The organism is Bradyrhizobium arachidis (genome assembly GCF_024758505.1).
Taxonomy (GTDB): domain Bacteria; phylum Pseudomonadota; class Alphaproteobacteria; order Rhizobiales; family Xanthobacteraceae; genus Bradyrhizobium; species Bradyrhizobium manausense_C.
Map to the genome: position 1 here is coordinate 1,398,251 of NZ_CP077970.1, position 24,632 is coordinate 1,422,882.

General features: G+C 57.8%; 14 protein-coding genes and 1 pseudogene. 7 read left to right on the forward strand and 8 right to left on the reverse strand.

Features of this window, described 5'->3' with window-relative positions:
• Window positions 1-297 precede the first annotated feature (297 nt).
• Window positions 298-546 carry a DUF2848 family protein gene (locus KUF59_RS06330; protein WP_258769956.1) on the forward strand — a complete coding sequence of 83 codons (249 nt, stop codon included), beginning with the start codon at window positions 298-300 and terminating at the stop codon, window positions 544-546.
• A gap of 115 nt (window positions 547-661) precedes the next feature.
• Window positions 662-1,531, forward strand: coding sequence for an Effector protein NopP (locus KUF59_RS06335; RefSeq protein WP_258768842.1), 870 nt, complete (start codon window positions 662-664; stop codon window positions 1,529-1,531).
• Window positions 1,532-2,138: 607 nt separating this feature from the next.
• Here the strand turns inward: KUF59_RS06335 and KUF59_RS06340 are convergent.
• From KUF59_RS06340 to KUF59_RS06350, 3 genes and pseudogenes are all read right to left on the reverse strand, one after another.
• Window positions 2,139-4,172 carry a hypothetical protein gene (locus KUF59_RS06340; RefSeq protein WP_258768844.1) on the reverse strand — a complete coding sequence of 678 codons (2,034 nt, stop codon included), beginning with the start codon at window positions 4,170-4,172 and terminating at the stop codon, window positions 2,139-2,141.
• A gap of 147 nt (window positions 4,173-4,319) precedes the next feature.
• Window positions 4,320-4,561: pseudogene (locus tag KUF59_RS06345) on the reverse strand (IS256 family transposase); the annotation flags it as partial.
• A gap of 989 nt (window positions 4,562-5,550) precedes the next feature.
• Window positions 5,551-8,013, reverse strand: a complete 2,463-nt coding sequence (locus KUF59_RS06350) for an NEL-type E3 ubiquitin ligase domain-containing protein (RefSeq protein WP_258768845.1) — start codon at window positions 8,011-8,013, stop codon at window positions 5,551-5,553.
• A gap of 937 nt (window positions 8,014-8,950) precedes the next feature.
• Here KUF59_RS06350 and KUF59_RS06355 point away from each other — a divergent pair.
• Window positions 8,951-9,787, forward strand: coding sequence for an Effector protein NopP (locus KUF59_RS06355; protein WP_258768847.1), 837 nt, complete (start codon window positions 8,951-8,953; stop codon window positions 9,785-9,787).
• A 1,078-nt stretch (window positions 9,788-10,865) separates the two neighbouring features.
• On the opposite strand, the gene KUF59_RS06360 is transcribed toward KUF59_RS06355, so the two are convergent.
• A complete protein-coding gene (locus KUF59_RS06360; protein ID WP_258768849.1) occupies window positions 10,866-11,630 on the reverse strand; it encodes an acetoacetate decarboxylase family protein in 765 nt (254 codons plus the stop codon).
• Window positions 11,631-12,141: 511 nt separating this feature from the next.
• Here KUF59_RS06360 and KUF59_RS06365 point away from each other — a divergent pair.
• The 3 genes from KUF59_RS06365 to KUF59_RS06375 all read left to right on the forward strand — a co-directional run bounded on the left by KUF59_RS06365 (window position 12,142) and on the right by KUF59_RS06375 (window position 15,453).
• A complete protein-coding gene (locus tag KUF59_RS06365; protein WP_258768850.1) occupies window positions 12,142-12,426 on the forward strand; it encodes a hypothetical protein in 285 nt (94 codons plus the stop codon).
• 462 nt (window positions 12,427-12,888) lie between these two features.
• The gene (locus KUF59_RS06370) at window positions 12,889-13,647 is read left to right on the forward strand and encodes a glucose 1-dehydrogenase (RefSeq protein WP_258768852.1); all 759 of its coding nucleotides are present in this window, start codon (window positions 12,889-12,891) and stop codon (window positions 13,645-13,647) included.
• Window positions 13,648-13,692: 45 nt separating this feature from the next.
• Window positions 13,693-15,453, forward strand: a complete 1,761-nt coding sequence (locus KUF59_RS06375) for an oleate hydratase (protein WP_258768859.1) — start codon at window positions 13,693-13,695, stop codon at window positions 15,451-15,453.
• Between the two features lie 468 nt (window positions 15,454-15,921).
• Here KUF59_RS06375 and KUF59_RS06380 read toward each other — a convergent pair whose 3' ends face one another.
• The 4 genes from KUF59_RS06380 to KUF59_RS06395 form a co-directional block, all read right to left on the reverse strand.
• The gene (locus KUF59_RS06380) at window positions 15,922-17,484 is read right to left on the reverse strand and encodes a S10 family peptidase (RefSeq protein WP_258768860.1); all 1,563 of its coding nucleotides are present in this window, start codon (window positions 17,482-17,484) and stop codon (window positions 15,922-15,924) included.
• Window positions 17,485-18,877: 1,393 nt separating this feature from the next.
• Window positions 18,878-19,294 carry a hypothetical protein gene (locus KUF59_RS06385; RefSeq protein ID WP_258768862.1) on the reverse strand — a complete coding sequence of 139 codons (417 nt, stop codon included), beginning with the start codon at window positions 19,292-19,294 and terminating at the stop codon, window positions 18,878-18,880.
• A gap of 478 nt (window positions 19,295-19,772) precedes the next feature.
• Entirely contained in the window at window positions 19,773-20,276 is a 504-nt protein-coding gene (locus tag KUF59_RS06390; RefSeq protein WP_258768863.1) for a hypothetical protein, read from the reverse strand.
• Between the two features lie 521 nt (window positions 20,277-20,797).
• Window positions 20,798-22,384, reverse strand: a complete 1,587-nt coding sequence (locus KUF59_RS06395) for an asparagine synthase-related protein (protein ID WP_258768864.1) — start codon at window positions 22,382-22,384, stop codon at window positions 20,798-20,800.
• Between the two features lie 1,940 nt (window positions 22,385-24,324).
• Here KUF59_RS06395 and KUF59_RS06400 point away from each other — a divergent pair.
• Window positions 24,325-24,453 carry a hypothetical protein gene (locus KUF59_RS06400; protein ID WP_258768866.1) on the forward strand — a complete coding sequence of 43 codons (129 nt, stop codon included), beginning with the start codon at window positions 24,325-24,327 and terminating at the stop codon, window positions 24,451-24,453.
• Window positions 24,454-24,632: the final 179 nt, after the last annotated feature.

A 24,632-nucleotide genomic window follows, 5' to 3' on the forward strand; every position in this document is an offset into this window, starting at 1 on the left:
GGCCCTGTCTGGGCGCTCGACGTCGCCAATTCTCTGAAGACGAAGCGCGGAGTGCGCAGCTCGCTACTGCTGCGCCATCCAATCCGCCGTGACGCGGGTTGGCATTGGCTTCATCACAAGGTTGAGGCGACCCGTCTCGATCGGATCGCCGTTGCAGATTGAGCGCGGTGAAATCCTGACCACGTCGACCGACCAAGAGCGTGTCAGCGTCAAGATCGATTCTCTCGTCATTGCCGGTGGGCGGGCAGGGATGCCGCGGCGATCGAGCACCATATCGAAAAACTCACCGCGCTCGGCATTCCGCGCCCATCTACGACGCCGCACTACTACCGCGTCGCCGCAAAAACGCGAACCCAGGACACCTGCCTCACCGTACTCGGCCCTGACAGTTCCGGCGAAATCGAACCCGTCATTGTCGCTATGGTTGACGGGCTCTGGGTCGGTATCGGATCTGACCATAACGATCGGAAGGCGCAAGCATTGGGCATCGCACGGGACCTCCGGGCAGAGAGCACGAAAGATCCAGTGACAGCCGTGAGGTGTTAAGTCCTATTGAGAAGGGCCGTAAGTTTCTCGTCAGACAGGCTGACTATCAATCTCCGCTCGGCCCGACCGGCCCATGCTCGGTTAAATCATCTTCCCTGAAAGGAATACCAAGTCCATGTACAATCGAATCAACGACTCATCCAGTTTTCCATGGGCGGCCTATCACGACAGTGATGAGACGACACAGTCCACCTTCGACGCATATGGGCGAAGCTTCGAAGACGCCTTTTCTGGAATGCACATAACAGATCCGGGCTCTTATGCGACTTCTTCCGCTAGCGGTTCACGCTCCTACTTCCTCGCCTCCGAGCCACCTGTGGTGGAGCTCTCTCGAAACGAATTCCTCGAAAAGGTGGAAGATTTTTATGGCGACGAAATTCATGAGATCGCCAGTAACCCGCAGAGATATTCGGGTCCGATCGCAAATAAGGCCGCACGGACTGCACAGGTTGCCTATGATTCCGGGAGAAAAGGTTCAGAAGATGCGAGGTATTTCAGCTACCAGCTTGGGGAGAAAAGTGTCGGACTTCTGCGCACGGAAAGTGGGGCTCCCTTCAAAGAGGTGTTCAAAGATAAGCGTGCGCGCGCCAAATTTGAAAGGCTATTCCCTGGACGGAAGGAAATTACCTCGACGGTCGATTTTCGGGTCGTTCATCCCTTGGTGGATAATGCAGGGGACATTTTGCTAGAGCATCAACTTCGGTTGGATGGCGACAGCCCGCTGCTGCTATCCCATCCGATAAACGAGGCGGCAAGGAACCGGGCCGCGACGCTCGGTTTTGTTGATGTAAGCGACTCGATGATGGTGCTTGACCCCACACGGTCCGACAAGTGGACGAACAATAGCGCGGGTGAATGGCAGCGAGCAGACAAGCCTCCGCTTTACCTTGCGAAGACTGAGGAGAGCGATGGCAGGCATGCCGAAAGCTCGGCACGTGCAGCAAATAGGACGCCCGATTGGGAGGACGACTACGACTTCATGTAGGCCAGGCAAATCGGCAGCGAGAGAGGGGCGTTGAGGCCGCTCTCTCCTGCAGACACAAATTGTTCGTAGGTCCGTATGGTGCGCCCCGACGGCGCGCATTATCAGCGCGCGTCGCGGACCAACTGGCGTCCGAGTTCGGCGGCGCGGATGCGGAATGGCACGAGAGGCTTCCAGCATCAGAAAGCATAATCAATGCAAGTCCGCCCTGATTGGCAAGAAGGCTCCGGACGTCGCTGTCGAACACGGAGATTCTGCCGAGCGCAGGTGGGGCGCACTTCGATCATTCCACACGATGGCACACTTTTCGTAGCCATCGACGCAGGAGGGTCAGGGTAGATATTTGAGTTCTTCGGTCGACGGCGACAAGTCGCGGACCGTCATCTCGTCGATCATGCGCTGCCGACGACGGCCCATTGTAGCCATCGGGACCTGCCGGCTTGAGAAGGGGCGACGACCAATAACCTCTCGGACTGACATCTCAGTTCAATAGGCTTCTCTCCTGCGCTACGGGTTCGATCAATTCCGGACGCATCATCTCTGCACAACTGGAGGGTCGTCGAGCGCGGGCGCACCGCCCATTTTTCGCACATTGCGGTCCGAGCGCGTGTCAGCCACGTTGAGGAAAGAGACGAACCCGTGGGCCCCGGTTCGTTTCCTGCAACTCGGCCCTGTAAGGTACGGTGCGGATATAGAAACTCGTCGGCCGCCCCGCGCTTGGCATCAGGCGCTCGCCCTCCAGGTCAGGGATGAGATAATCCGGAAGCCAGCGTTCGCGGTGCTGCCACCCCCCGCGGATGAGAGGCCCGATGTCCACTTGCGGCTGATAGGATGGCCCTGCTTCATTCGTAGGCCGAGCGCGAGGATGATGGATGAGACGAACGTCCCTGCGCCCTCCTGCCCCCAACGTGGCCGAGTAGAGCTCACCGTTGATCAAGAATTGGCTGGGGCCGTACTGGTTCGGCAGCAGATTGATATTATCCAGTATGTCGACCAGGACGGGGGAGGCCGGTTGGGAGCGGTGCTCCCACCCCTCGCCGACGACATGTCCGATTTCGCGTAGCTCCTGAGGGGCCCTCGATGGCCCGGCGAACGACGGCGGTCCGGCGAAGGCGGGCGCGGGCGCCCAATGAGCATCGTCGCGCAATTCATGGGGTGTGGGCGGATCTAGGTTAACCAGCGGATCAAGGCCGCCATAGATGTCTGACGGCGGACGCGTCCCAGATGATGATGGAGCTGATCCTTGCATCGCCTCTCTAAACAAATCCCAAGCTCCCGCGCTCGGGGTTGCTGGCGTTGCCGGAAGCTCCAAAAACCAGTTGGGTTGCGGTGTGGATGATGATGGAGTGGGCTCTCGCATCGCTTCCCTGAACACGGCCCAAGCTCCCGAGCTTGGGGTGGCTGGCGTTGCGGGAAGCTCCTGCGGGGGGCCGGGCTGCTGAGCGTCTTCGCCGAAAAGTGGAGGGGCATCCACAGGAGGCTGCAACCCCAGCGCTCTGTTTGCATCGAGGACCTGCTGGTATCGCTTAAGCCTTAGCAAATCAGCGTTGATTTTGGAGTCCTTGGTTTCTTGCCGGTAGGCCTCAACATCTTGGGTCAACCCAGTGGTAAAGAGCCGGCCAGCCATGGCTTCTCTCTCGCGTGCTTGCAGCCAATCGCTCAGCCTGTAAAGGCGACGGGCCTGCCTATCCACGCTCTCCGGCTCGATCCGCTGGGTGGCCTTTTCCGCCGCGGCCCACATGTCGATGAGGGTTGCGTCTGCGGGATAGGGATTTAAGCGGCGGATATCGGCTGACAGTTCCTTTCCGGCGCCGACGTCCCGCAGCTTTTTTAAGGCCGCCTTGATTCGCCTGCTGCGATCCTTCGCATAGGTTTCAGCATCGTTATCCAATTCATCGGCCAACGCCGGGTTGCCAATTCGATCCGCGATTGATGCCTGCCCGTTCTCGCTCAGGCGGGCGCTGAAATGGCGCAGATCGGCTATTGCATTTCTTATGGTGCCATCCCCCAGCGTCCCCGTGGCTCTGCTTTTGAATTCCTCAAATAGAGCCTTGTCGTCGTCCGGGACCCCGCGTGTTCGGCCGGGCTGTTTGGCATGATCAGCGCGAAACGTCGTTGAAATGAACTCCTGCTCCGCCGCGGAGCCGGACGACTCCCGACTGCTGGTTCCCCCTAACGCCTTCGCAACGCCTGACTTGATGCGCGACCACAGTCCGCGGCTTTTGCTGCTCTTCGCCCCCATCGCGGGCTGCGCCATTGGCAAGCCGTAGCGCGCGCTGCTGAACAGATCATCCCGCAAATTGGAATGCGGCAGGACTTCGGTCGAACTTCCAAGGTGAGTGCGGGGGATGTCTACGCTATGCCTCGTTCTTCTGAACGAATTGCCTCCCAGCCGAGACTGTGACGGCATGCGCATCGAACCGCCAATATCAGCGCGCCGGATCTCTCTACCGTCCTCTGCGGGACTCTGATGAGGTGAACTGGAGTCTGTGGAGCTCTCATCAGGCGAATTGAGTTGCAACCGCTCCATCTGCCGCTCAAAGCTGCCCTGCCCACTCGCATTGTCCGATTGTTGCCCCGCCCGCAGGGCGGAGTATTGCTGCATCCAAGCTCCCGTATTTTTGAATGGGTCGATCGGATCCATCCGGCTCTCCTTGACTTTCGCGTCTTACGCAACTCTGCCAACCTCCGGCCCAGTATGCGCAGGCGACGGAGGTTCAAGCGAGAGCCAAGTTGATTTTGCGGGGATAAGCTTTCGAAAAGCTGACGAGCGCAATAGCCGAGCACACGTATCGATCTTGCGGCTGTGCAAGCCAATCCGCTCCCGCGTTCGGCCCCAATGGTGCGCCGGCCGCGCCGCCTCGCGACCATGGCACGGCCGCAGGCCGCCGTGACATCCGCCTTCATCATCGTGCCGAGTACCTCGATCCCTACCGTAAGCTCGAGCCGATCCAAGCTCGCCTGCATTTTCCGAAAACGCTTCGTCCATAGCCCCGCTCGCCGGCGAACCGGCGGTGAGATAACTCGCGTCATGGAATTGCTCTCCCTAGTGGAATTCAGCGTCCCGAGCCTACCGCCTCAAGGCGGGCAACGCCGACCTCTTGAAGAAATTCAACAGAACCAGGGATCTTCAACAGGTTACATCTCCGACTATCAGCCGATGCTGGATTCCAACAGCTGACAGTCTTTAAGACTGAGCAAGATCGGCTGAGTTTGTGCCTCATTCAATTCCGATCTTGAGCTGGTCACAGCGGACTTCGTGATCTCGTGGCCTCATGCGATGCCGCCTGGTTTCAGATCGACATCGATGCGAACAAATTCGGAAGAATAGGCTGAGCTCGATCTCGCAGCCCACTTGTCGCTTCGGTGCCGCGCGGCCTCAACTGCGAGAAGCTTGCGGTCGGCGTCGACCAGCTCGACTGTCCTCGCGGAATTCCAGGTAAGGGCCAGCCAACGTCGAACATCGGCCCACTGCAGTTTAATGCACTTGGTCTTCAAGAGCGACGCTTCGCCTGACTGCCCATTCCGGAAACTCCGCCTCGCTATCGCGTTTGCCGACTTCCAAATCGGCACCCCGATGGAGCTCGCCAGGATGCACAAGCAAATCCCTAAAGCATGATCCGGAATAGTGTGAAGCGGTTTTCCCTCGGAACGCGTTTGCACGGAGATCATGCGCAAACAACAACCTAAAGCGCAGTGACGACTCATCCTAATCGCATCGCGATTTAGACGATGTGCCTGTCAATCAGTCCAGCGTCTCACCACGGCTGGGTATCCTGATTGCCAAGCAGCAATTGTGCAGCAACAGTATCGGCCGCTTGCGAAGCTGATGAATTGCATCTGAGCCGCTGCCGCGCGCGCCCGGTAATCGTTCGAAGACGTCAGCTCCGTCATGCGCGTGGATCTGCCGGCTGAGCGTTTTCAACAAACGGCCCATTCGGCGCGCCGGCAGCCGAAAACAACATGACGTAGCGAAGGCCGGGTGGAAACAAAATTGACGCCCCTGCAATTGGAAGGTCGCTTCACAGCTCAATCGCGTGGTCCTCAAGCACCTGGCGCGTCAGAGCGCCCTTGATCTCGCGGGCGATCTCTTCGCGGATCTGGGCTCCGAACTGCACCTCGGCCTCGCTGTCTCCGGTGAGATGATGATCGGCGAGCCGTTGCTCAAGGCGGCTCGGAAACTCCTCGTTTATCGCCTCGGCGAGCCGGTTCTCCATCTGTGCATGGGCTTCGGGAGCGATCCGGCTCACCACCATGTCCCACGGTTGCCAGCGAGTTGCCAGATAGTCGGCGAACCCCGCCGCCTCCTCATTGCGCACCTGGATCTCGGCTGCGTTGAGGTCGTCGTCAGTGACGTAAGCGACATCAAAGAACCGCATGTCCGGAGCGATGAGCTGCAGGTCCAGCCGCTCACGTAGCTTGACCTGATAGGCGAGATAGACTTCGATCTCGTCGACGAAGCGGAGCGAGTCGACCTTCTGACGGGCGATCGGCTCGAGCGCGTTCAGTCGGAACAGGACTCGCGCCTGCTGGATGAGTTCGCCCAGCCGATCGTCATAGACCTCGTCCTCGACGTCAGCGATCAGACGTGCGGTCTGCATGCCGTTCCAGGTCAGAGTGATGCGATCCTGGCAGGTCTCGCTCGCCCCGAAGGCCAGCTGAAAAAACTGCTGGCGCAATTGCGGCCTGATCGCTGCCTGACGCAGATCCTCGGCCACCGCCTGTCGGAACTCGGGATTGTCATAATTCACAGTCTTCTGCAGCTTGTCGAGGAAGAGCGCGTATTCCGGGGCGCCCGCCTCGTGGGCGAAGTTCTGCCAGGCGGCGATCGCCTCCGGCTCGCCCTTCAACCAGTCCGCGACCGCCTCGGCCAGCGGCCGTTCCTGATCCGCCGCCGTTTCCCCGCCCATCGAGAAGAAGACCCGCGGGCCGGCATAGTTCGGGGCATTCAGGGCTCCCGCCAAATTCGTCCGCACCTGGTCGGGCAGCGGATTATTATCCACATAAACCATGCACCCAGAACCTAGCCGGGTTAGCAGGGTCTCCGGCAGGCTGCTCAGGTGATTGTCGCGTGCCTCGAGCACCTGGAGTTCGACCGGCAGGGTCTCGGGCAGGCTCGTCAGCCTGTTGGCGCTGACGTGGAGTCTCTGGAGCTCAGTCGGGAGTGTCTCGGGCAGGCTGTTCAGCTGGTTATCGCGGGCAAAGAGCAACTGGAGCTCGGCGGGAAGAGTGTCGGGCAGGCTAGTCAGCCGGTTGCCGTCGGCTTCGAGTTCTTGGAGTTCGGGCGGGAGAGTGCCGGGTAGGCTTGTCAGCCGGTTGCCGCCGACGGCAAGCAACTGAAGTCCGCTCGGGAGGGCGTCGGGCAGGCTGGTCAACAGGTTGCCGCGGACATCGAGGTCCTGGAGCCCGGCCGGCAGGGTATCTGGCAGGCTGGTCAGCCGGTTGCCGCTGACGGCGAGTGTCGAAAGGCCCTCCGGAAGGGTTTCGGGCAATCGGGTCAGCTGGTTGCTGCCGATGACAAGTGACTGGAGTCCCGTCGGGAGGGTGTCAGGCAGGCGGGTCAACCGATTGCTGCTGATGGCGAGCGTGCGGAGTTCAGACGGGAGAGTGTCAGGCAGGCGCACCAGCTCGTTGTCGCTCACGTTGAGCGACTGGAGCCCGGGTGGAAGGGCGGCGGGCAATGTCCTCAGGCCCAGGTCTTGCAGCTCCAGCCCTGCATAGACGTCGCCGGTCTCTGCCCAGGCTTTTATTCGTCTTACCGCCTCTTGGCGGTCCTCGTCTTCCGTCTGACCCTCCTCGCTGGCCCATGTGTCCAAGATCTGGTCGAGAGGCGATTCCCCGAGGAGGGTGTTTTCAAGATCCGTCGGACCGCTGCAAGAGGCCCACGTGCCATGCAATGCTTCGGTCCACTGCGACGCGGCCGGGGTGAGCCGGCGGCCTCCTCTTGAAGTACTGCCATCGCCTGGCCGGGGCTGCCGGGGAAGGATTGATGCCCCGAGATTTTGCTGCCAAGGAATTGCGGGGGGCGTTGGCCACTCCGGCACCACATCACCGGGCTCCGCCCACCAATGCTCCTCCTGATCGACATTATGCGTCGGCCAATCGGCAGCTGCATCCATGCCGTGCCAATCATCCGTCAGACTGAAATTGCCGGCTGGCAACTGGTCACCGCGATCCGCGGCCGCAAAAAGCATATGTTGATTGACCCCTTGCCCAGAGAATGTGGGGTGATCCGAGGGCAACCGCGAGGTGCCTTGTCCGACGCGACCCTCGTGCGCCATTCTCAAAAAATCCGCATCTCTGTTCGACACACCACGCGTGTCGCGGACGCTATTTGAATTGGGGGGCGGGCGCTCGTGCGGGTGCAACTCGTTCAGGTGCTGCTGAAACCCCGCTTGGTCCGCCTGCTCCTGTTGCAGCCAGTCATAGTACGCCCGCTCGACATCTGGGGGCTCGAACGGGTTGAGGTTGTTGAACGGATCCATCTTATCTCCTTTGACAGATCTGACCAGCTAACGCCGAACCTGGATAAACACGCTATCGCTACGAGGCTTAGCTTTCGAGAAGCTGACGAGGAATCAGAATGATCGTAACCGTCCTGTTAGGTCACCGCGGGACGCTTAGCGCTGAACGCCCGCGCTGCGGTTCGACATGCCGAGGCCGGACCGTCCCGGCGTTTCCAGAAGCCGATTTACGAGCCTCTCTCAAGAACGTCAGCGCTTGCGGGCGCCGGCGATGCGGTCAACAACTGGTGGCGATCTCGTGGTCAATTCCGTCCAAGCTGAAGCTAATGCGCCGCGATCATGACGCACGTCAGTTGACTGCAAACAGGTCTGCCAGACTTGTGAGGGGGCCCCGCTGGGCCGGTTACGCAGCGGTGCCGCGCAAGGCAGGCATGATCGCGTCTACACCACAACCGCTAATGGCCCGGGTCATCAAATACGCGAGAGGCTCGATGATGATATGCGACGGGGACGCGGGCCTGAGGCCGAGGGTTATCCTCTCACCGCGACGAATCTCAAAATGTGCTCTGCCGGCAAAAGCGGTCTCGGCAACATCAGCCAACAGGACGCCACCCATTAAATCGGGCGCCACGCCCGCCGGGATGAGGGTATGACGTGGCGCAGAGTGCCATAGCGGTTAGCTCTCACGACGGCGCCTGGGAAATCAGAGACTGGGCAAAAGTTGCAATTTGTCAGCGCGTTCGAGCCAACACCGCGAACGCTGTCCTGCAAAGCAACGACACGCGAGCCCGCGTGCGTCGTCGTGATCGAAAGGTCGCATGCCGGCCGTGTAGAAGCCGTCTCGCATATCCTGACCTGCACGTCAGATTGGCGTCAGCTGGGACAAATATGCATGTGCGCTCGCTTGAGCAGCCTGAATTCGCTGCCAAGCAACTTCACCGATAGGAGGAAAATCTACATGTATAGCCGAATCAATGGCTCATCCGGTCAATTTTGCAACGCTAGCCAGGCCGACGATGCCAGATATTCGGCGGACAGCGACAGCTTCGCGGAGACGCTCGCAAACATGCACTTGGGGCCGAACTCGCACGCTGGTCCGTCTTCGTCAGCAACACAGTCGTACTCGCTCGTTGGCAGGCCCCCTGTCGTGGAGATCTCGAAGCGCTCATTCGCTGAAAAAGCAAAAGCCTACCATGACGATGAGATCATGTATATTGCCGCGAACCCGCAAGAGTATTCGCCTCACATATCCTCGAAGGCCAAGCGCACGAAAGAGATTGCTGAACAATACGGCACCACAAAATACGATACGGAAAGCGCGCGCTATTTCAGCTATCAACTAGGCAACACCAGCGTCGGACTCTTAAGGACAGAAGGCGGATTTGAGATGCGCGAGGTGTTCCAAGGAGAACAGTGGCAGAAAAAGTTTCCCGGGCGAACTGAAGTCACATCCACCGTCGATCTTCGGATCGTCCATCCGCTCGTCGATAACGCGGGCGATATTTTGCTGGAGCATCAGCTTCGGCTAGACGGCGATGGGGCGCTCCTCCATTCCCGTCCCGGTAATGCAGAAGCCAGGGCCCGCTCGCAGCAGTTTGGCTTTGTTGACGTGGATGACGATAACATGGTGCTTGATCCCACCCAGCATCCGGAGAAGTGGACGAAGAACAGTGACGGTCAATGGCAGCGGGCAGACAAACCCACACTATATTTATCCAAAGCAGAGGCCAATGATACCGAGGGTGAAACGGGGCGCGTTTCGGATCGGGCCGAGGACGACTACGACTTTATGTAGGATCGCTTAGGATCTCTGGCAGACGAGTCGGACAAGACTGAACCTGGAACATGTCGTTTCTCGCTGAACGCGCCTCGCTAACCGGTCGTTCGACGACATCGGCTCCATCATCGGCGCTCGGCCTGGTGTCCCCGGTTTCGGCCTCCATGGTAGGGAGGCTGAGACTGTCTTTCGGTAGCCTATCTGCCGGTGGATGAGATCTGATAGCGCTGCCGCTTGAGCAGAACGTGCAGGCGCCGATCAACGGACCGGCGCCTGCGCGATCGTTCTTCTGCGTTCGCGCGGACCCAAACATCATCCGCCCGTTTCGTGCCGCATTTGTTAGCGCGTCAATGGGCAGCAAAGTGAGCGGGATTCGCGCACCGCCACGTGGGCGGCGTCGCTTTTAGCGAGCACCGCCCCAGATCGAGGCTGTCGCGCCTTTATTGGTGAAGCCGTCGGACCACTACGCGCGCGCCCCGGGAGCAGCGCCTTCCGGCCTCAAATGATAGCGGCCGGTGCGGCGAATGTGACGATGTTATGCATGGGATGCATCCATGTGCTCGCAGTCGAGCACCTTACGCCTGCGAATGAACTGCTCAACAAAGAATCGCAACAGATTCTGTTGCTTGAAGATTTTGTGCGCAGCGCCTCGTGCGACCGCCTCCTTGAAGCTCGTGGAGTACGCGCGGATACCCCTGAAATCCTGGCTCGCCCGCGACCGACAGTCGCAGCCGTGATGCCATGGGACGATTGCGACAGTCGATGCGAACCCGCGGACGGATGCATCCGTCAACTTGATGCCGACGCTGCCCACCCCATCGCCAATAACTGTGACTATTCTCCAACCATCATGGCCGATACGACCGCCACCCCCCCCCCGGATGGGCCACTCATCATGCAGGCGCCTGGCGCGAGCATGCCTGTTGCGTATGGCGCGCGCGGCAGGCGAGGCAATCCGCGCCTGCTTTGCGATGTCATGCAGTGGTCAAGGGCTGTAGCTCGTGTTGCAATAGCCGCCCATCAGCGGGCAAGCCGACAGTCCGGGCCGAACTTTAGGATTGGATGAATTCTTCAGGCTCATCGATCATCCGTTTACCTAACTTGATTCTTCCGAAAGAATGTCAATGGCCTCGAGCCTTGCGTCATATTCCTCGTATGTGCCGAGCACGGCTTGGCCAACTGTCAAGTTGTGCACGGGATCGATAATCGAGGGGGAATCGTAAGTTAGGGAGACGGGTCCAGTAAACAGAACTTCTTCGCCACGCTCGTCGCGTCGCAACGTTCGGTCGGTGCACCATTTGACGAGTTGCGTTACTGCTCCCTTCCCGGACTCATTGATGGGCGGCAGGTGCCGAACCGAATAGAAATTCGTCCGCGCAGAATACATCTGTCGCGAACCCGAGCTCATGCGCTGGTCTGGTTGAGCGGTAAGGGTCAGCAGGCGCTTGCCAGCCGGACGCTCGAGCGTGCCCTGAATTAGACCACCTTCCCTGATCAAAGTGATGTGCGCCAGCTTTTTTGGAGCACCAAGGACCTCTCGTCCCGAGGCGAGAGCTGCATCATTCTTTGTCACGTAAATGTAAGGGATATAGTAGCCAATCTCACCGTCGGGATCACGAACTTGAATTCCTGAATAGCACTCCAAGTATGGCCCGACAGTGCTTGAGCGATAGCTCGCGACCCCCACAATGGTGATTGCAGGGTTTGCTGCAGGTACGAGCTCTTTCGGCAATAAACAATTTGCCTCGTGCCCCACGCTGAACATAAGGTTTATGGCTTGGCAGCCGAGAAACGAACTGCCACGATTTTTGCCCCCATGGTAAAGGGGCGCGTCAAGCGGAATGCCTTTGACGTCAGGCATCGCACTCCTCCTCGATCTCAAAATAATGTCGCGCGATTGGAGCTTGAGCTATTTATCTCGCCGCGCCTCTCCGGTTGTTGAAGCTCTCCTGAAGCGACTGTATTGCGCTGGCCGCGATGTGGGCTCGGTAGTCCGTCGGGCGCAGCGATCGCGATCGTCGCTACGCGAGGCCGCAGTGCCGTTTCTGCGCCTTGCACCTCAATCCGGATTAAACGATCCGAAGGCATCCAACACGCTTGACCTTTTCCATTCTAGAAGCGGGCAGCTGTGCTGTGCTGCCGAATGCGCCTGATTGTGCATCCATTCCGGCGAAGCGTGCTCACCGACGATGACGTCAAGGCAAGTGGGTGACTTCCTTTTTGTGTATCAGTCGTTATGCAACGTCGATGCCAGGCACATCGTACGGCGTTATACGGCTCACTAGGTTGCTGACGTCAAATTGGGCGCGAGAGATCCGACAACTTTCGCCTCTTGTTCTGTTACCTTCTTCGCTTGTCCGATTGACGGCGCGATGTCGAAAACCCGACATGACCAAGCCTCCGGACAGAAAGCCGATGAGGCTTTATTTACGGGTTTTCGCAACAGCATGGCTATCGCCATTGTGTCTCGATTGAACCAGATCAGCCGTGACGTTATCGCCGCGCATAGTCGAAAACGCAGGCCCATGGACATCGACGTCTCGGTAGAGCGTCGGAAGACCCTCCAGCGCCTGCGCAAGAGTCGCGTGAGTCTGACTTCCTATCAGATTCTCGGCGCGCCGATTGCACGGAATGGATACTCCAATCGCAAGACTTAGGAGAACCTCATGCGTTCCGCGCCCCACGTCTCGATCCACAAGGAGCTCAGCACCGTTGACGACCGGTATCGTTTCGCTCGTGGGCAGCGACCTTATCTCCAAAACCGGAGGAAATTCGGTCGCAAATTGTCGGCGTCAAGACGGTGGCGCAGTTCGGCGAGGCCCATGCAACAATCCGAAGGAAGGTTAACGCCTGAGCGGCGGACGCATGTTCGCGACGTGAAATCGTTATCGAACTGCTTTCGCGCCAATTTACCCGGGCACTGCGCACAGGCTTTAGGCATCAAAGACGATGCGTGGCACAGGGCAGATCGGCAAGAGTCAGTGGGCGTGGTGACGGACCGCGACTATCGGCTTGCCCGACTTCCAGCGCTTGTTCTCATCCATTTTCATCAGCATGACCCTCATCCCTTTTGATGCTGGGAAACCCTGCACCGCCAATGATCGAGGGAGCCAAGAGTTATGGGACGTGTGAACGAAAAAGTCATTTTGGTAACCGGCGGGGCTCGAGGGATGGGGGCCGCTCATGCGCGCCTGCTGTTAGCCGAGGGAGCGAAAGTCGTGATCACCGATATTCTTCACAAAGAAGGAGAGGCTTTCGCGGCCGAACTGGGCCCATCCGCGATCTATGTGCGTCAAGACGTCGCTCAGCCAGAGGAATGGTGCCAGGCGATCGCGGCTGCGGAGAGCAAGTTCGGCGCGCTGCACGGCCTCGTCAACAATGCAGGCATAGCCAGCATGGCTCCCATCGAGCGGTTCCCGCTCGAGCAGTGGGAGAAGACCCTAGCTGTCAATCTCACCGGTGTATTCTTGGGAATGCAGACTGCCCTACCTGCCATGCGCCGCGCGGGCGGAGGCTCGATCGTCAACATCTCGTCGGTCGAGGGGCTGAGGGGTAGTCCTGGGCTTCACGCCTATGTTGCTTCCAAGTTCGGCGTGCGGGGCATAACGAAGTCCGCTGCCTTGGAGGCCGCCGCGTCCGGCGTTCGCATAAACTCCATCCATCCGGGCCTCATCAACACCCGGATGACAGAGAACTTCGATCTTTCCAGTTTCCCAATTCCGCTCGGGCGGCCAGCCGCGCCGCAGGAAGTGTCACAGGCAGTCTTGTTCCTGCTCAGCGACGAGTCCTCTTATCTTACCGGCTCCGAAATCGTCGTCGATGGCGGTCTGACGATCGGCGTCCCGCAGAAGTGTCAGGCGGTCGAAAATATCTTCTGACTATCAGCGGACAGATTGTCACATCAAACGAGATGGAATGTCGCGATGTATTACAGCAGTGGAAATTACGAAGCTTTTGCTCGGCCCCGCAAACCCGCCGGCGTGGATAGCAAGACGGCTTGGTTCGTTGGTTCGGGGTTGGCTGCGCTCTCCGGCGCGGCCTTCTTGATCCGCGACGGGCAAATGCGTGGCGACCGTATCACCATCCTCGAACGACAGAAGGTTCCGGGGGGCGCGTTGGACGGTAGTCAGGACCCGGAAAGGGGATACGTGATTCGAGGTGGTAGAGAGATGGAGGATCATTTCGAGTGCCTCTGGGATCTGTTTCGTTCGATCCCATCGCTCGAACTTGAAGGCGCCAGCGTGCTCGACGAGTTTTACTGGTTGAACAAGGATGATCCGAACTACACGCTACAGCGGGCGACGGTGAACCAGGGGCAGGATGCCCATACCGATGGTCTCTTCACTCTGAGCGAAGAGGCCCAGAAAGAGCTGATTGTCCTTTTTCTTGCCACTCGTAAGCAGATGGAGACCAAGCGCATCGACGAAGTGTTTGGGAGGGATTTCTTCAACAGCAATTTCTGGCTCTATTGGCGGACCATGTTCGCCTTTGAAGAATGGCATTCGGCCCTCGAGATGAAACTTTATCTGCATCGATTTATCCACCACATCGGCGGCCTGCCGGATTTCAGTACGCTGAAGTTTACCAAATACAATCAATATGAATCGCTTGTTCTGCCGTTATCCAAATGGCTGTTGGAACAAGGCGTCAACTTTCGATACGGAGTAGAAGTCACCGATATCGATTTCGACATAAAGCGCGGACGCAAGCAAGCCACAGCCATCCGCTGGCTGGAGAATGGCATTGAGGGCTGTCTCATTATTGGCGCCGACGATCTTGTTTTCATGACGATCGGGTCGCTGACCGAAAACTCGGACATGGGGGACCATCACACGGCCGCCAGGCTCAACGAAGGACCGGCGCCCGCCTGGGATCTGTGGCGGCGTATCGCGGCCAAGGATGCCGCCTTTGGCCGTCCAAATGTCTTTTGCGGCAATATCTCTGCAAGCAAATGGGAATCGGCGACGATCACGACCCTGGACGAACGCATTCCGGCATACATCCGCAAGATCGCCAAACGCGATCCGTTCAGCGGCAAGGTCGTCACAGGAGGCATCGTTACGGTGAAAGATTCGAGCTGGTTGCTCAGTTGGACCACAAACCGCCAGCCGCATTTCAAGCACCAGCCCAGCGATCAAGTCGTCGTCTGGGTCTATTCACTATTCGTCGATAAAGCCGGCGACTACGTGAGGAAATCGATGCAAGATTGTACGGGCGAGGAGATCACGCAAGAATGGCTTTATCACCTCGGTGTGCCGGTCGCGAGCATACCGGAACTCGCCGCTGGGGCTGCCAAGACGGTGCCGGTAATGATGCCCTACGTCACTTCCTTCTTCATGCCGCGGCAGGCAGGCGACCGGCCAGATGTCGCGCCGAAAGATGCGGTCAATTTCGCCTTCATCGGGCAGTTCGCGGAGTCGGGTGAACGGGATTGTATCTTCACGACGGAATACTCCGTTCGGACGGCGATGGAAGCTGTTTATATCCTCCTCAAGATTGAACGTGGCGTGCCCGAGGTATTCAACTCGACCTATGATATTCGCAAGTTGCTTGCAGCAATGGGTAGACTGCGTGACGGCAATGAAATTGAGATCCCGGGACCTGCGTTCCTGCGCAAACTTATTCTGAAAAGGATCAAGGTTAGTGAGCTTGGCGAACTCTTCAATAAATATCACCTGAGCTGACTGAGGCGCGTATGCTGCGGGAGACCGTTCTCTCGGATAGAGAAGCGCTGTCCTGCGCCGTGACGGTTCGGACTTGCCAAGGCGCAGATCAAACGTCCGCGCCGAATCTCCCGGGCAACCTTTAGGCGTCCTCTGAAATTTCCGTGCCCTTTCGGCTTGGTGTTATCCTCGCCACGCGCATCCGATTAACCTCTTGCCGTAAGGTGAGGGCGAAACTAGCGAGTTGGTTTGCAACAGGAATTTTGGCATGCGAGCCGCGCAGACACGCGATGTCGAAGCAACGTGGCGCAAGGTCGGCGAACTCCTCGATATCTTCTCCAAAGAGGAATGCGCCAACCATCTCAAAAAATTCAGGCTATGTCTCCTATAACAACATCACGCGCCTAGGATTTCATCTGCGTCTCGCTGAGAAATTATACGATGCGAGTGCGAACGCGAACCCGCTTGTGACCTAGTTCGCCGTCCGCGTTACTTCATCATCGCTTCGACCTCTGCACGAAACGCTTGGCGCGAGGCGTCTCGTGAATAGAACATGTGGCCGCCCGGAAAGACTACAAGTTTGACACGCGGTGCCGAGGCAAATGGTGGCAATTGGTCGAGCACCATCTGTGATCCGAGATAGGGCGTGACGAGGTCAAAGAGGCCGTGCCCGACCAGCAATTTCATCTTCGGGTCCGTTGCGAGGATCTGGCGTAGCTCAGATTGCGACTCTGGAGGACTGCGGCCGAAATCCCAAGCTTGCCCGATTGTGCCGTTGATCAGCTCATAGGAGCCGTCCGGTCGCCAGTTTAGCTTGCGCGTAAGGAGATCGACAGTGGCGCTGGTTAGAGGTGCCAACAGCGTATCGCTCGAGGGATCGCCGGAAAGTTGGAAATCGGAGTCCGGATAGGGATCAAGGCCGCGCACCGAGGCGTCATAGTTTCCGATTAACTTGCCATTCTTACGATCGAATTCACGGCGAAACTCGGCGAGGTCGAATCTGCCCGCGAGCCTGCGACTCACCGCCTGGTCGATGCCGGTCAGAGCCGCGGTCTTATCGGCCAGACGCGTGGTCGCTTCCTTGTCCGTTTGGCCTTTGATGAGGTCGGCCAGAAACTCGCCGCGTGCATAAGCTTCCACGTCAGTGAGATCGGATCGCTTTACCGAACCCTTGACCGAACTCTTGGCTTCACGCTGCGTCGCGACATAGCTTGGCAGCCTTGCAACGTATTGCAGAAGGCTCGTGCGAGCGTACTGGCTGTAGTCGAACAACGGCGAGACCATAATTAGGCCCTTGACGCCTATGCCCTGTCGAATCTGCAACTGGTGGACAAGCTTTGGCCCACGAATGCCGCCATAGCTTTCACCCGCGATATATTTCGGCGACAACAGCCGGTCATGCTTTTCAAGCCAGCGGCGGACTACCAGCGCGAGCGCGTTGACGTCGCCGTCAACGGAATAGAGCCGCTTGCGCGCATCATCGCCGGTCGCCACGAAACGGCTATAGCCGGTGCCTACGGGGTCGATAAACACAAGATCCGTGAAATCGAGCCAAGTCTCTGCGTTTGGCATCGCCTCCGGAAAAGTCGATGGCGTCACCTCGTCAGCATTGATCGGCAGCCGCCAGGGTCCAGCATTGCCAAGCTGTAGCCAGGCCGATGATGACCCAGGTCCGCCGTTGAAGAAGAATGTTACCGGGCGCGTGCCGCGATTGGTGCCGTCAAGCTGATACGAGGTATAGACGATGTCGGCCTGCGGCTCGCCCTTGTCGTCAAACAGGCGGATGGAGCCGGCGGTCGCGACGAAAGAGAGCGTCCGCCCAGTGAGCTCAAGCGTTTGCCCAGTGCTAGAGTCCGGCGGCAGGCGATGCTGCTCGGCCGCCGACGGCGTACTCGGCGCTTGGCCGGCGCGTTCGCCGGAGCCGCCCTTCTGGCCGGCCGGCGTCGTGGCCTCTGCGCGCGCCGGCGGATCGTGGGCCTGAACGCTCCCCATCACCCCGCAGGCAAAAAGGATCAGCGCCAAAGAGGTGCGGCGCAGCGCGGTCAACTGCATCGAGATTCTCCTATCCGAGCCCGCACCTTTTGGTGCGCGAGGTGAGTCTGTCAAAAAGGCTCTACTCACTAGCTCATGCCGAAGACCAACAGACCTACTAGATTCAGTAGTCGTCACCGTCGCCGGCCCACCATCCCGACTATCGCCGATATGCGGCATTGCAGTGCGTCTGCAGTCACCACGTCTTTCAAGCTGCAGCAGCTTCATCAACTGCATCGCAGATTCGAACAGCAGCGGCGCAGCCGAAATCCTTGATGCTCACTGCGTGTAGCAGGGACGGCAGCCGTGCCGAGTGCTCTCTGGGCGCGATGTCCGAAGCAATGTGGCGAAAGTCGGCGACCTCCTCGATATCTTTTTCGAAGAGGAATGCGCCAACTATCAGAAAAATTCAGGCTATGTTTCCGTATAAAAACATTACGCTCTAGAACACTTTTGTCCCACCTAATTTGGGAGCTGTCCAAAGTCTGAAGCCGAGTGCATCATTGGGCTCCATGCTAGCTTTTGATGCTTGTCTGGAAATCTTCGCCGATGGTTGCCAAAGGAAATCGGAAAGCATTGGCAGGCAAGGCCATTGATGCGTGCCTGACAAAGACCCGTTCGGGCGCTTGAAAAAGAACCGGCTTCGGCTAATCCGCCAAGACAGGCTGGCGGTCCAGGAGGCAGTGATTGGCCGCCAGCCCCGTTCGCATAATCGTCAATGCCTTTTATCTCAAGCAAACGCTGACGAAGAGATAACCTCATCTACAAGTCACGGAAGCCCCGAGTAGCCCACCACCAGCCGACGAGAACTGCGAGGAGAAGGACTGAGGCAATTCCCAGGCTCACCAATGCGGTTATGGAGCCAATGTCCATTCTAGTTGCTCCCGTCGCTTCTTACCAACCCTACCAGAGCGCGTAGTTAAGCGCATTTCTCTTGAACAGTTTTCGAACCGTCGCCCAAGCATTAAAAAACAACGATTGGTTCGAGGCTGACAATCTTCGTGAGCTACCAGGCGCCGCCTGAGAGTTCACTCTCGTTGAGGGCGCCACCGGAAGGCGTTGACGATGCTTGCTCTGCGGCTCAAGGTGTCACTCGCAAAGACATGCGAAACATGAGCTTCATCCACGGAGAAAGTCATCGGCGGCAAATACTAACAGCCTAGCCCCATTGAGTAGAGGTAATCCACGTCGACCAGTTTCAACCTTAGATTTCGACGCGGGTATCCTCATGGTGCCCAGCGATTATGAGGCCCTCATTGGGCACGGTATTGGTTACCAGATGAGCGCCAGGACAAAGGCGAGGGCCAGAACGCGGATGACCTTGGCCATCAGCGAACACGTTGCGAACTGGCGTCGTTGTTCGCGGGGAGGCGAGCCGAGCGCAACCACAGGAGCGCGGTACTTGAAACGACCTTCAGGCACTGCGCTTCTCGGCGGCGGTCCAGCTTTTAAGAGCCTCGTGTGTTAGGTAAGTCGCAGCCAAATCGTTCCAGGATTTCAAGACATGGTTCCAGCTCTCCTTTCGAGCTGGCAGAAGATCTAACATCCTTTGCGCTTTGCGTGCAGCCGCGAACTTCCGGTCGCGCTTGGCATCGTTCAAAATTTTACGGATCAGGACTTCGGTTCGCATCCATCCGTCGTCCGACATTCTATCCTCAACAAACCAATCGAAGTACATTTGGAAGGTCAAAGCACGCCCTCCGGGTGATGCCAAGTCCGGTTCGTTCAACCATCGATGAAGGAATTCGAGCCGGCCCGATTCGCCAAGCGAGAGAACGTCATCATCACCGAACATCAAGAAGGTCGCGAAGCCCGCGATCTCGAGCTGCATGTCCAGATCCTGTGACTCCAACCAACGGGTGATTGCTACTAGTGGAGACAAAGCGTTAGCTCTCCTTCCTTGCAGTCGTGATTGCGCGCGAGTGGCGTAGGACGGGCTTGAAAGCGATTCGGCCCAGGAAACACCGGGCTCGTCAACCACCAGAATTTGCAAGTGACGGAAAGAATCTGATGCGGTGAATCGTCGTACGAGATGGGCGTGGAGCACCCAACATATCCTCATTCACCCGCCGGACGGCAAAATGCGCAGCTATTCCGCTTCAGAGCGATGGCCAACGCTGCTCAGCTCATCGGTATGTGCCGCTTAATCGCTGCGGAACCCTTGTGAGGCAAACCACAAAGGGCGCGGCGCAACCTTCTCCGCATAGCTGTGCTTTTTCTCTGCAGAATGAGCGGTTAGCAAATGTTTAATCAAGAATGTGGCTGAACGGCTGGCGCGGTAGCTTTTCCGTTCAAGTCCGCTACCCCGTTCAATCATTGCCAGCGCCGCGTTGCGAGGTGATCCATTTCCTGAGAGCGCTAGGTGTTAGGCTTCCGTCGGCCAGTTCTCTCCAAGACTGCCTGCCTTCAATCCACCTGCGTTTTCGAGCGGGCATATCGTCAAGGAGCCTCTGCGCAGTTGGCGAAAAACGCGCAACGTCAGAATGAGGGTTACCTTTAGTCTCTTCGAGAGCTTCACGAAATAGTTTTTCGGATTGCTTCCACCAAAGCTCCGTAAACCTGCACTCCGCGAAAAACTCAAAACAAGCTCGGAACGTCAGAGCACGGCCAACGACCGCATAGGTAGGCAATTCGACTTCGCTCAGCCACTGCCGGAGAAACTCACCTTGCTCTTCGTTGTCGAGTGCGAGAAAGTCCGTATCGTCGAAGTCCAAAAGCAAGGCCATGCCTGCAGTGATTTCGCCTTGTAATTCTGCGTGCTGCTTTTCGAACCAGTCGCTGATTGTCTGTAGCGGCGTCATCGGTTCAGTCACATCGACCTCTGTGCCAAATACGGATCCGTCCGGACGGAACAGCCTTGTCCAGGGAGTATGGGCGTGCCCATCATACCCACTCGGCGGATGGTGTTTCGCCAAATAGGAGGCAGCGCGGACGTGACTCGGCCCCCGCCCGGTGAGTGAAGCGAAGGCTGTCCCTGCCACGCCCGCGCTGCCGGTGAAGTTAGTAGCGACGTGACTCGGCGCTTTTTGCGTACGAAAAGCGCTGTCCCTACCACGCGCCGCTAACTTGAGCGGCCAGCCTTACCGCCTGAGCTAGTAAAGCTGACTAGTGCACCCTGATGCCGGCCAAGGGCGCCGACAAGTTGTACCTCCTAGAGAGACCGGCAGGCACCTACCAGGACTGGTTGGCGATCGGACGCGTCAGACCCGTAGCCCGATCTGGCGTAAAGTTGGTTGCTTCGGTGACGTGCCGCTGCGTATTTCAGGATCGTAATGAGCAGTGCATAATCAACTTTCAGCCCCTGCTTTCAACATCGTCGCGTCCGCGGACACCATCAACCAAGTTGCCGGGCGAAACGCTCCGCCCATATAAAGCGAGCCAATGCACTCGTCGCAACAAACGTGCCCTTTGTTACCACTTCATTCAGAAGCGTCATAACCAATTCCCGCGAAACCAAGCCCAAGTCCGCTAATGCACAAGTATTTAGTTGGAATGCAAGTGTGTCCGCCCGCGAGGCAATCGCCCTTGGCAATACGAGCTCGAAGCTCTCCTTAGTATAGTCTCGCGGAAACACCTCGGCGTCGGTACGGTTACGTAAGTAAAGACGAAGCATGTGCTTGTCTGCTCGAAATTCGAGTGGAAGGGTCGCTGAAAAGTTGATCAATCGCGGATCACTCAGCGGGGTAACGGGCCACAGTCCTCGCTTTGCGAGAGGGCGAGCATGACAAAGCTTACCCAGAAGAGTCGTTGCTGCCGTCACGCCAAGCGGCGCGCTAAATAGGAAAGTCGAACGAGCAGCATCAAGGCCGCGTCTCGTTAGCAGGCCTTCCGCAAGTCTAACCGCAACATCGAAGCAACGTGACGACGGGGAACCTGCTTCATCTTCCTCGCCAGAGTAGCGGAAGAAAAGCTCATCTCCTCCTATACCGGACCAGAGTATCTTGCAGCCCTCGTTCCTAAAGCTGTCCCAAAGCGCCTCGAACGCCTCGAGGTAATATTCCGAAATAAGTGGCAAATGTTGTTTTGAGTCGAGATTCAGATCAATCGCGGGCATGTGGTCGTTCATTTCGATTGCGTGATCTCGGCAGTTCAGTGCGGCCAAAATACTATTGCGTCTATCAGATTGCTTGGGACTACTCTCCGCATCGAGTAGAATTCCCCCACACGTTAACGATCCGGCGCCCTCGCGGACAGCCATTGCGACGGAAGCTGAGTCCATTCCTCCACTCAATTCCACGGCACTTTCACCAAGCTTGATTGGCCGCGAAACAACAACCTTACTGAGTAATTGATTAAACTGACGAAGCGCTTCGATTGTCGTCAATCCAGCGCATGCATAAGATGGTGACGGTCTCGAGCCGTACTCAAACAATGTGTCCGACGTATCGACGTATAGGCTCGCGCCCGCTGTTAGGAGGTTAACGCCGAGGCAGGCTTGTCTTGCAGAGTAGTACGTTTTCATCGTCAGATGATGCGCGATCAATTCTGCGTCAATTGCACGCGACTCACGCATTAGATCAACAGAATCCCAGGAGAGCGCAACCGAGCGAGTGCGCTCCTCAACGCAGAAGTAGATCGGCAGGCTGCCCAATAGGCCAGCTCTTACACGCAGCCGGCCGCCGTTGCGGGCCGCCTCAATGATAATAAAGTCGAGAGGCCAGTTCAGATTCTCCTGATAGCACCGACGAAAGTAATCATCAGACATATTGGCTGCGTCAGCAAACGGGACGCTCAAATGGCCTTCCGATCGCAGGCGCTCACGGATGACGAAGAACCATTGTTCAGGCGTCTTGATGAGAGAGCTTTCAAGACTCTGATGATTAAAGGGGCGGATATAGCTGTCGCCAATTGATACTGAAGAGCCATTAGCCACAGGATTGAACAGTGCGAGATCGCGTATCCTCAGGTGGGCCTTAAGCATTGCCTTTTAACTTGACCGCTCCTTCTGACGTCTGGCCCAAATAACGTAAGCCGGCCGGCCCGGCCAGCCAGCCGCAAGTAGCGCTGTCGTTCGGGAAAGGGGCTTTTGGCCACTTGATGGTCGGAGGCGCCACTGCCGGAAGTGGAAGGGCTGTTGGATTGGGCCCGGATCCCTCTTGAAGGTGCGCTGGGGCGTTAGTCATGCGATGGTCCTTTTGCTAAGGGGGCGAGGCTACGAGCATATGGTCTGGCACGTTGTTGGTCAGCAATAGCTCAGGGTTGTGGCCTCTCGCCACGGCGATGGCTCTCTCATGTGAAGCGCCGGGAGACAACCTATCAGAACCGGCAGGTCGAATGCACGGGGCGGGCGGCGATAACTTGCAAGGCGATTTTGCGAGAACGTGTAGAAGTGTAGACTTGATCGTGCAGCATGGTTGATCTCGGTACTGGAACTGCAGGCGAGCAAGATCGCTCACCCGAATGCCTGCAGCGCTTGCACAGAACACGTTACGATGGCGCAAGAGCGAAAAGTCGTTCGCCACGGGACGATGCGCTCAGCTCCTATTTCCTGTGACAGCGCTCGCCAGATGCTATGGGATCAACAGAAGACCGTAAGGAGCGCAAGACCACTGCCGATCTCCCGACGGACCAGTAAGCGAAATCTACTGTGCTTTCCGTCGAGGAGGAGGCGATCATTGAGAACTAATTATGCGCCGCAAGGAGGCTCATTCGAGAGAGTCGCGCCAATGATCTCAGGAGCGAGCCGCCTACCGTCCATGTCGCGGATCGAGATGCTATCTGCTCCATTCTCTGCGATCGTTCGGTCAAACATTGCGACGGCTTCGATGGCCGATGCGGCAGAGATGGTCAGTGATCCTAATCCGATTTGGTATGACGTCCTGCCTCGTTCGATGGCCGTGCAATTATGGTTCCGCGGACTCGAAACTGCGACCCTATTGCAGGCCGTACGTCTGCTGCATTCCCGCGCCACCCTAGTTTGCACGATGGTAAGTAGAGGAGCCATAGCTCAGCCAAGCAGAGGTAAGTCGGTCTGTGGTTCAGAGGTTCATTGGCGTTCGCCGCATCTCTTCTTGTGACCCCGTGACGCTTCCCTATTCGAGATTATCGAGACAAGGTGCGGGACCGGATTCGAGCCCGAAAAAATGATCGAGCGTCATCATAGGGCTGATTCGCCGCGCGGCACTCAGTCGTGGCGGCACGCCCGCGCAAGCGTCCGTAATGGCAAACACAACAACGAAGGCTTCGGCGCGGTGAGCCGCCTTGCACGTGCACGCCCTCTCAATCTTAGTGCCGTCGGTCCCATCTGTTCTTCTTCAGCCTTGGCGCTTCCCACCTGAACGGCGGTTACAGTCCGCGAGAAACGCCAACCAGCGAATTTCGCCCCAAGCAATTCGACATTTTGTTTGTCCCACTGCCGTTTCCGGTGGGAAGCGATTTTCACGCCAGTTGGCGTTGACACGTCCGCTAGCTGCCTCGTTCCGAATCAATACCACTCGAGACGGATATCGGCGCAGTTCGGACTAGCCCAGCCCCTGTGAGTGCCAGTGGCCGACAGCCCCCTCTCACATAGGAGCTAAGCGCGCCATAGCCGGAAAATGGCGACATCCGCCAATTCCGGAATTTGACCAGGGAAATCACGGAAGCGGGCGCTTGCGCGCGCGAGGCCAACGCGAGGTCCGCCACGTGCTTAAGGTGCCCTAGCCAGACACGTTTTTGGTCGCAAGCGGTACGAATTTGCATTGAGAAATCAGGACAACAACGATGGCAATCAATCGCTTGCCAAGCTTCCGGGTCTGGGTTGAGGGTGCGCAAAAGCAAGCCGCAGCCGGAATAATAATCGAGATATGGAATCAGAGCATCTTTTCGCCTCCTCCTTTCTATTGACGTTTGACATCGCCGATTTCCCGCTCGACTGGCACGATGATTCACCAGGCACTAATCGATGATCTCGTGGGCGGCGACGTCATCGTCAAACAACGCGCTGTGGTGCTGATCGAGGAACTGGTCTTGCGTCGCAATGGTCTCTGCATCCAAACACGTTCTGAATGAAGCGCTCGGCCTAGCCGTTAGTTAGCTGCGTGTAAGGTTCGATGCCGAGGTCCGGACAAGCGTCCCCTGCCTGCTCCCTTGCTGTGCGCGCGAGACCTCCTCTACTTCTGCGGCGCCATGCCGCGGAGGGGAGGCCTCCAAAGGTAATGCGGCGCCGCAGATCAGTTGTGCGCGCTGCA

Excerpts from the sequence above, each read along its gene's own strand:
- KUF59_RS06340 (WP_258768844.1), bottom strand. The coding sequence starts at position 4,172 with ATGGATCCGATCGACCCATTCAAAAATACGGGAGCTTGGATGCAGCAA.
- KUF59_RS06380 (WP_258768860.1), bottom strand. The coding sequence starts at position 17,484 with ATGCAGTTGACCGCGCTGCGCCGCACCTCTTTGGCGCTGATCCTTTTT.
- KUF59_RS06395 (WP_258768864.1), bottom strand. The coding sequence starts at position 22,384 with ATGCTTAAGGCCCACCTGAGGATACGCGATCTCGCACTGTTCAATCCT.
- KUF59_RS06370 (WP_258768852.1), top strand. The coding sequence starts at position 12,889 with ATGGGACGTGTGAACGAAAAAGTCATTTTGGTAACCGGCGGGGCTCGA.
- KUF59_RS06365 (WP_258768850.1), top strand. The coding sequence starts at position 12,142 with ATGTCGAAAACCCGACATGACCAAGCCTCCGGACAGAAAGCCGATGAG.
- KUF59_RS06400 (WP_258768866.1), top strand. The coding sequence starts at position 24,325 with ATGATTCACCAGGCACTAATCGATGATCTCGTGGGCGGCGACGTCATC.
- KUF59_RS06375 (WP_258768859.1), top strand. The coding sequence starts at position 13,693 with ATGTATTACAGCAGTGGAAATTACGAAGCTTTTGCTCGGCCCCGCAAA.
- KUF59_RS06350 (WP_258768845.1), bottom strand. The coding sequence starts at position 8,013 with ATGGATCCGTTCAACAACCTCAACCCGTTCGAGCCCCCAGATGTCGAG.
- KUF59_RS06355 (WP_258768847.1), top strand. The coding sequence starts at position 8,951 with ATGTATAGCCGAATCAATGGCTCATCCGGTCAATTTTGCAACGCTAGC.
- KUF59_RS06360 (WP_258768849.1), bottom strand. The coding sequence starts at position 11,630 with ATGCCTGACGTCAAAGGCATTCCGCTTGACGCGCCCCTTTACCATGGG.
- KUF59_RS06385 (WP_258768862.1), bottom strand. The coding sequence starts at position 19,294 with ATGCAGCTCGAGATCGCGGGCTTCGCGACCTTCTTGATGTTCGGTGAT.
- KUF59_RS06335 (WP_258768842.1), top strand. The coding sequence starts at position 662 with ATGTACAATCGAATCAACGACTCATCCAGTTTTCCATGGGCGGCCTAT.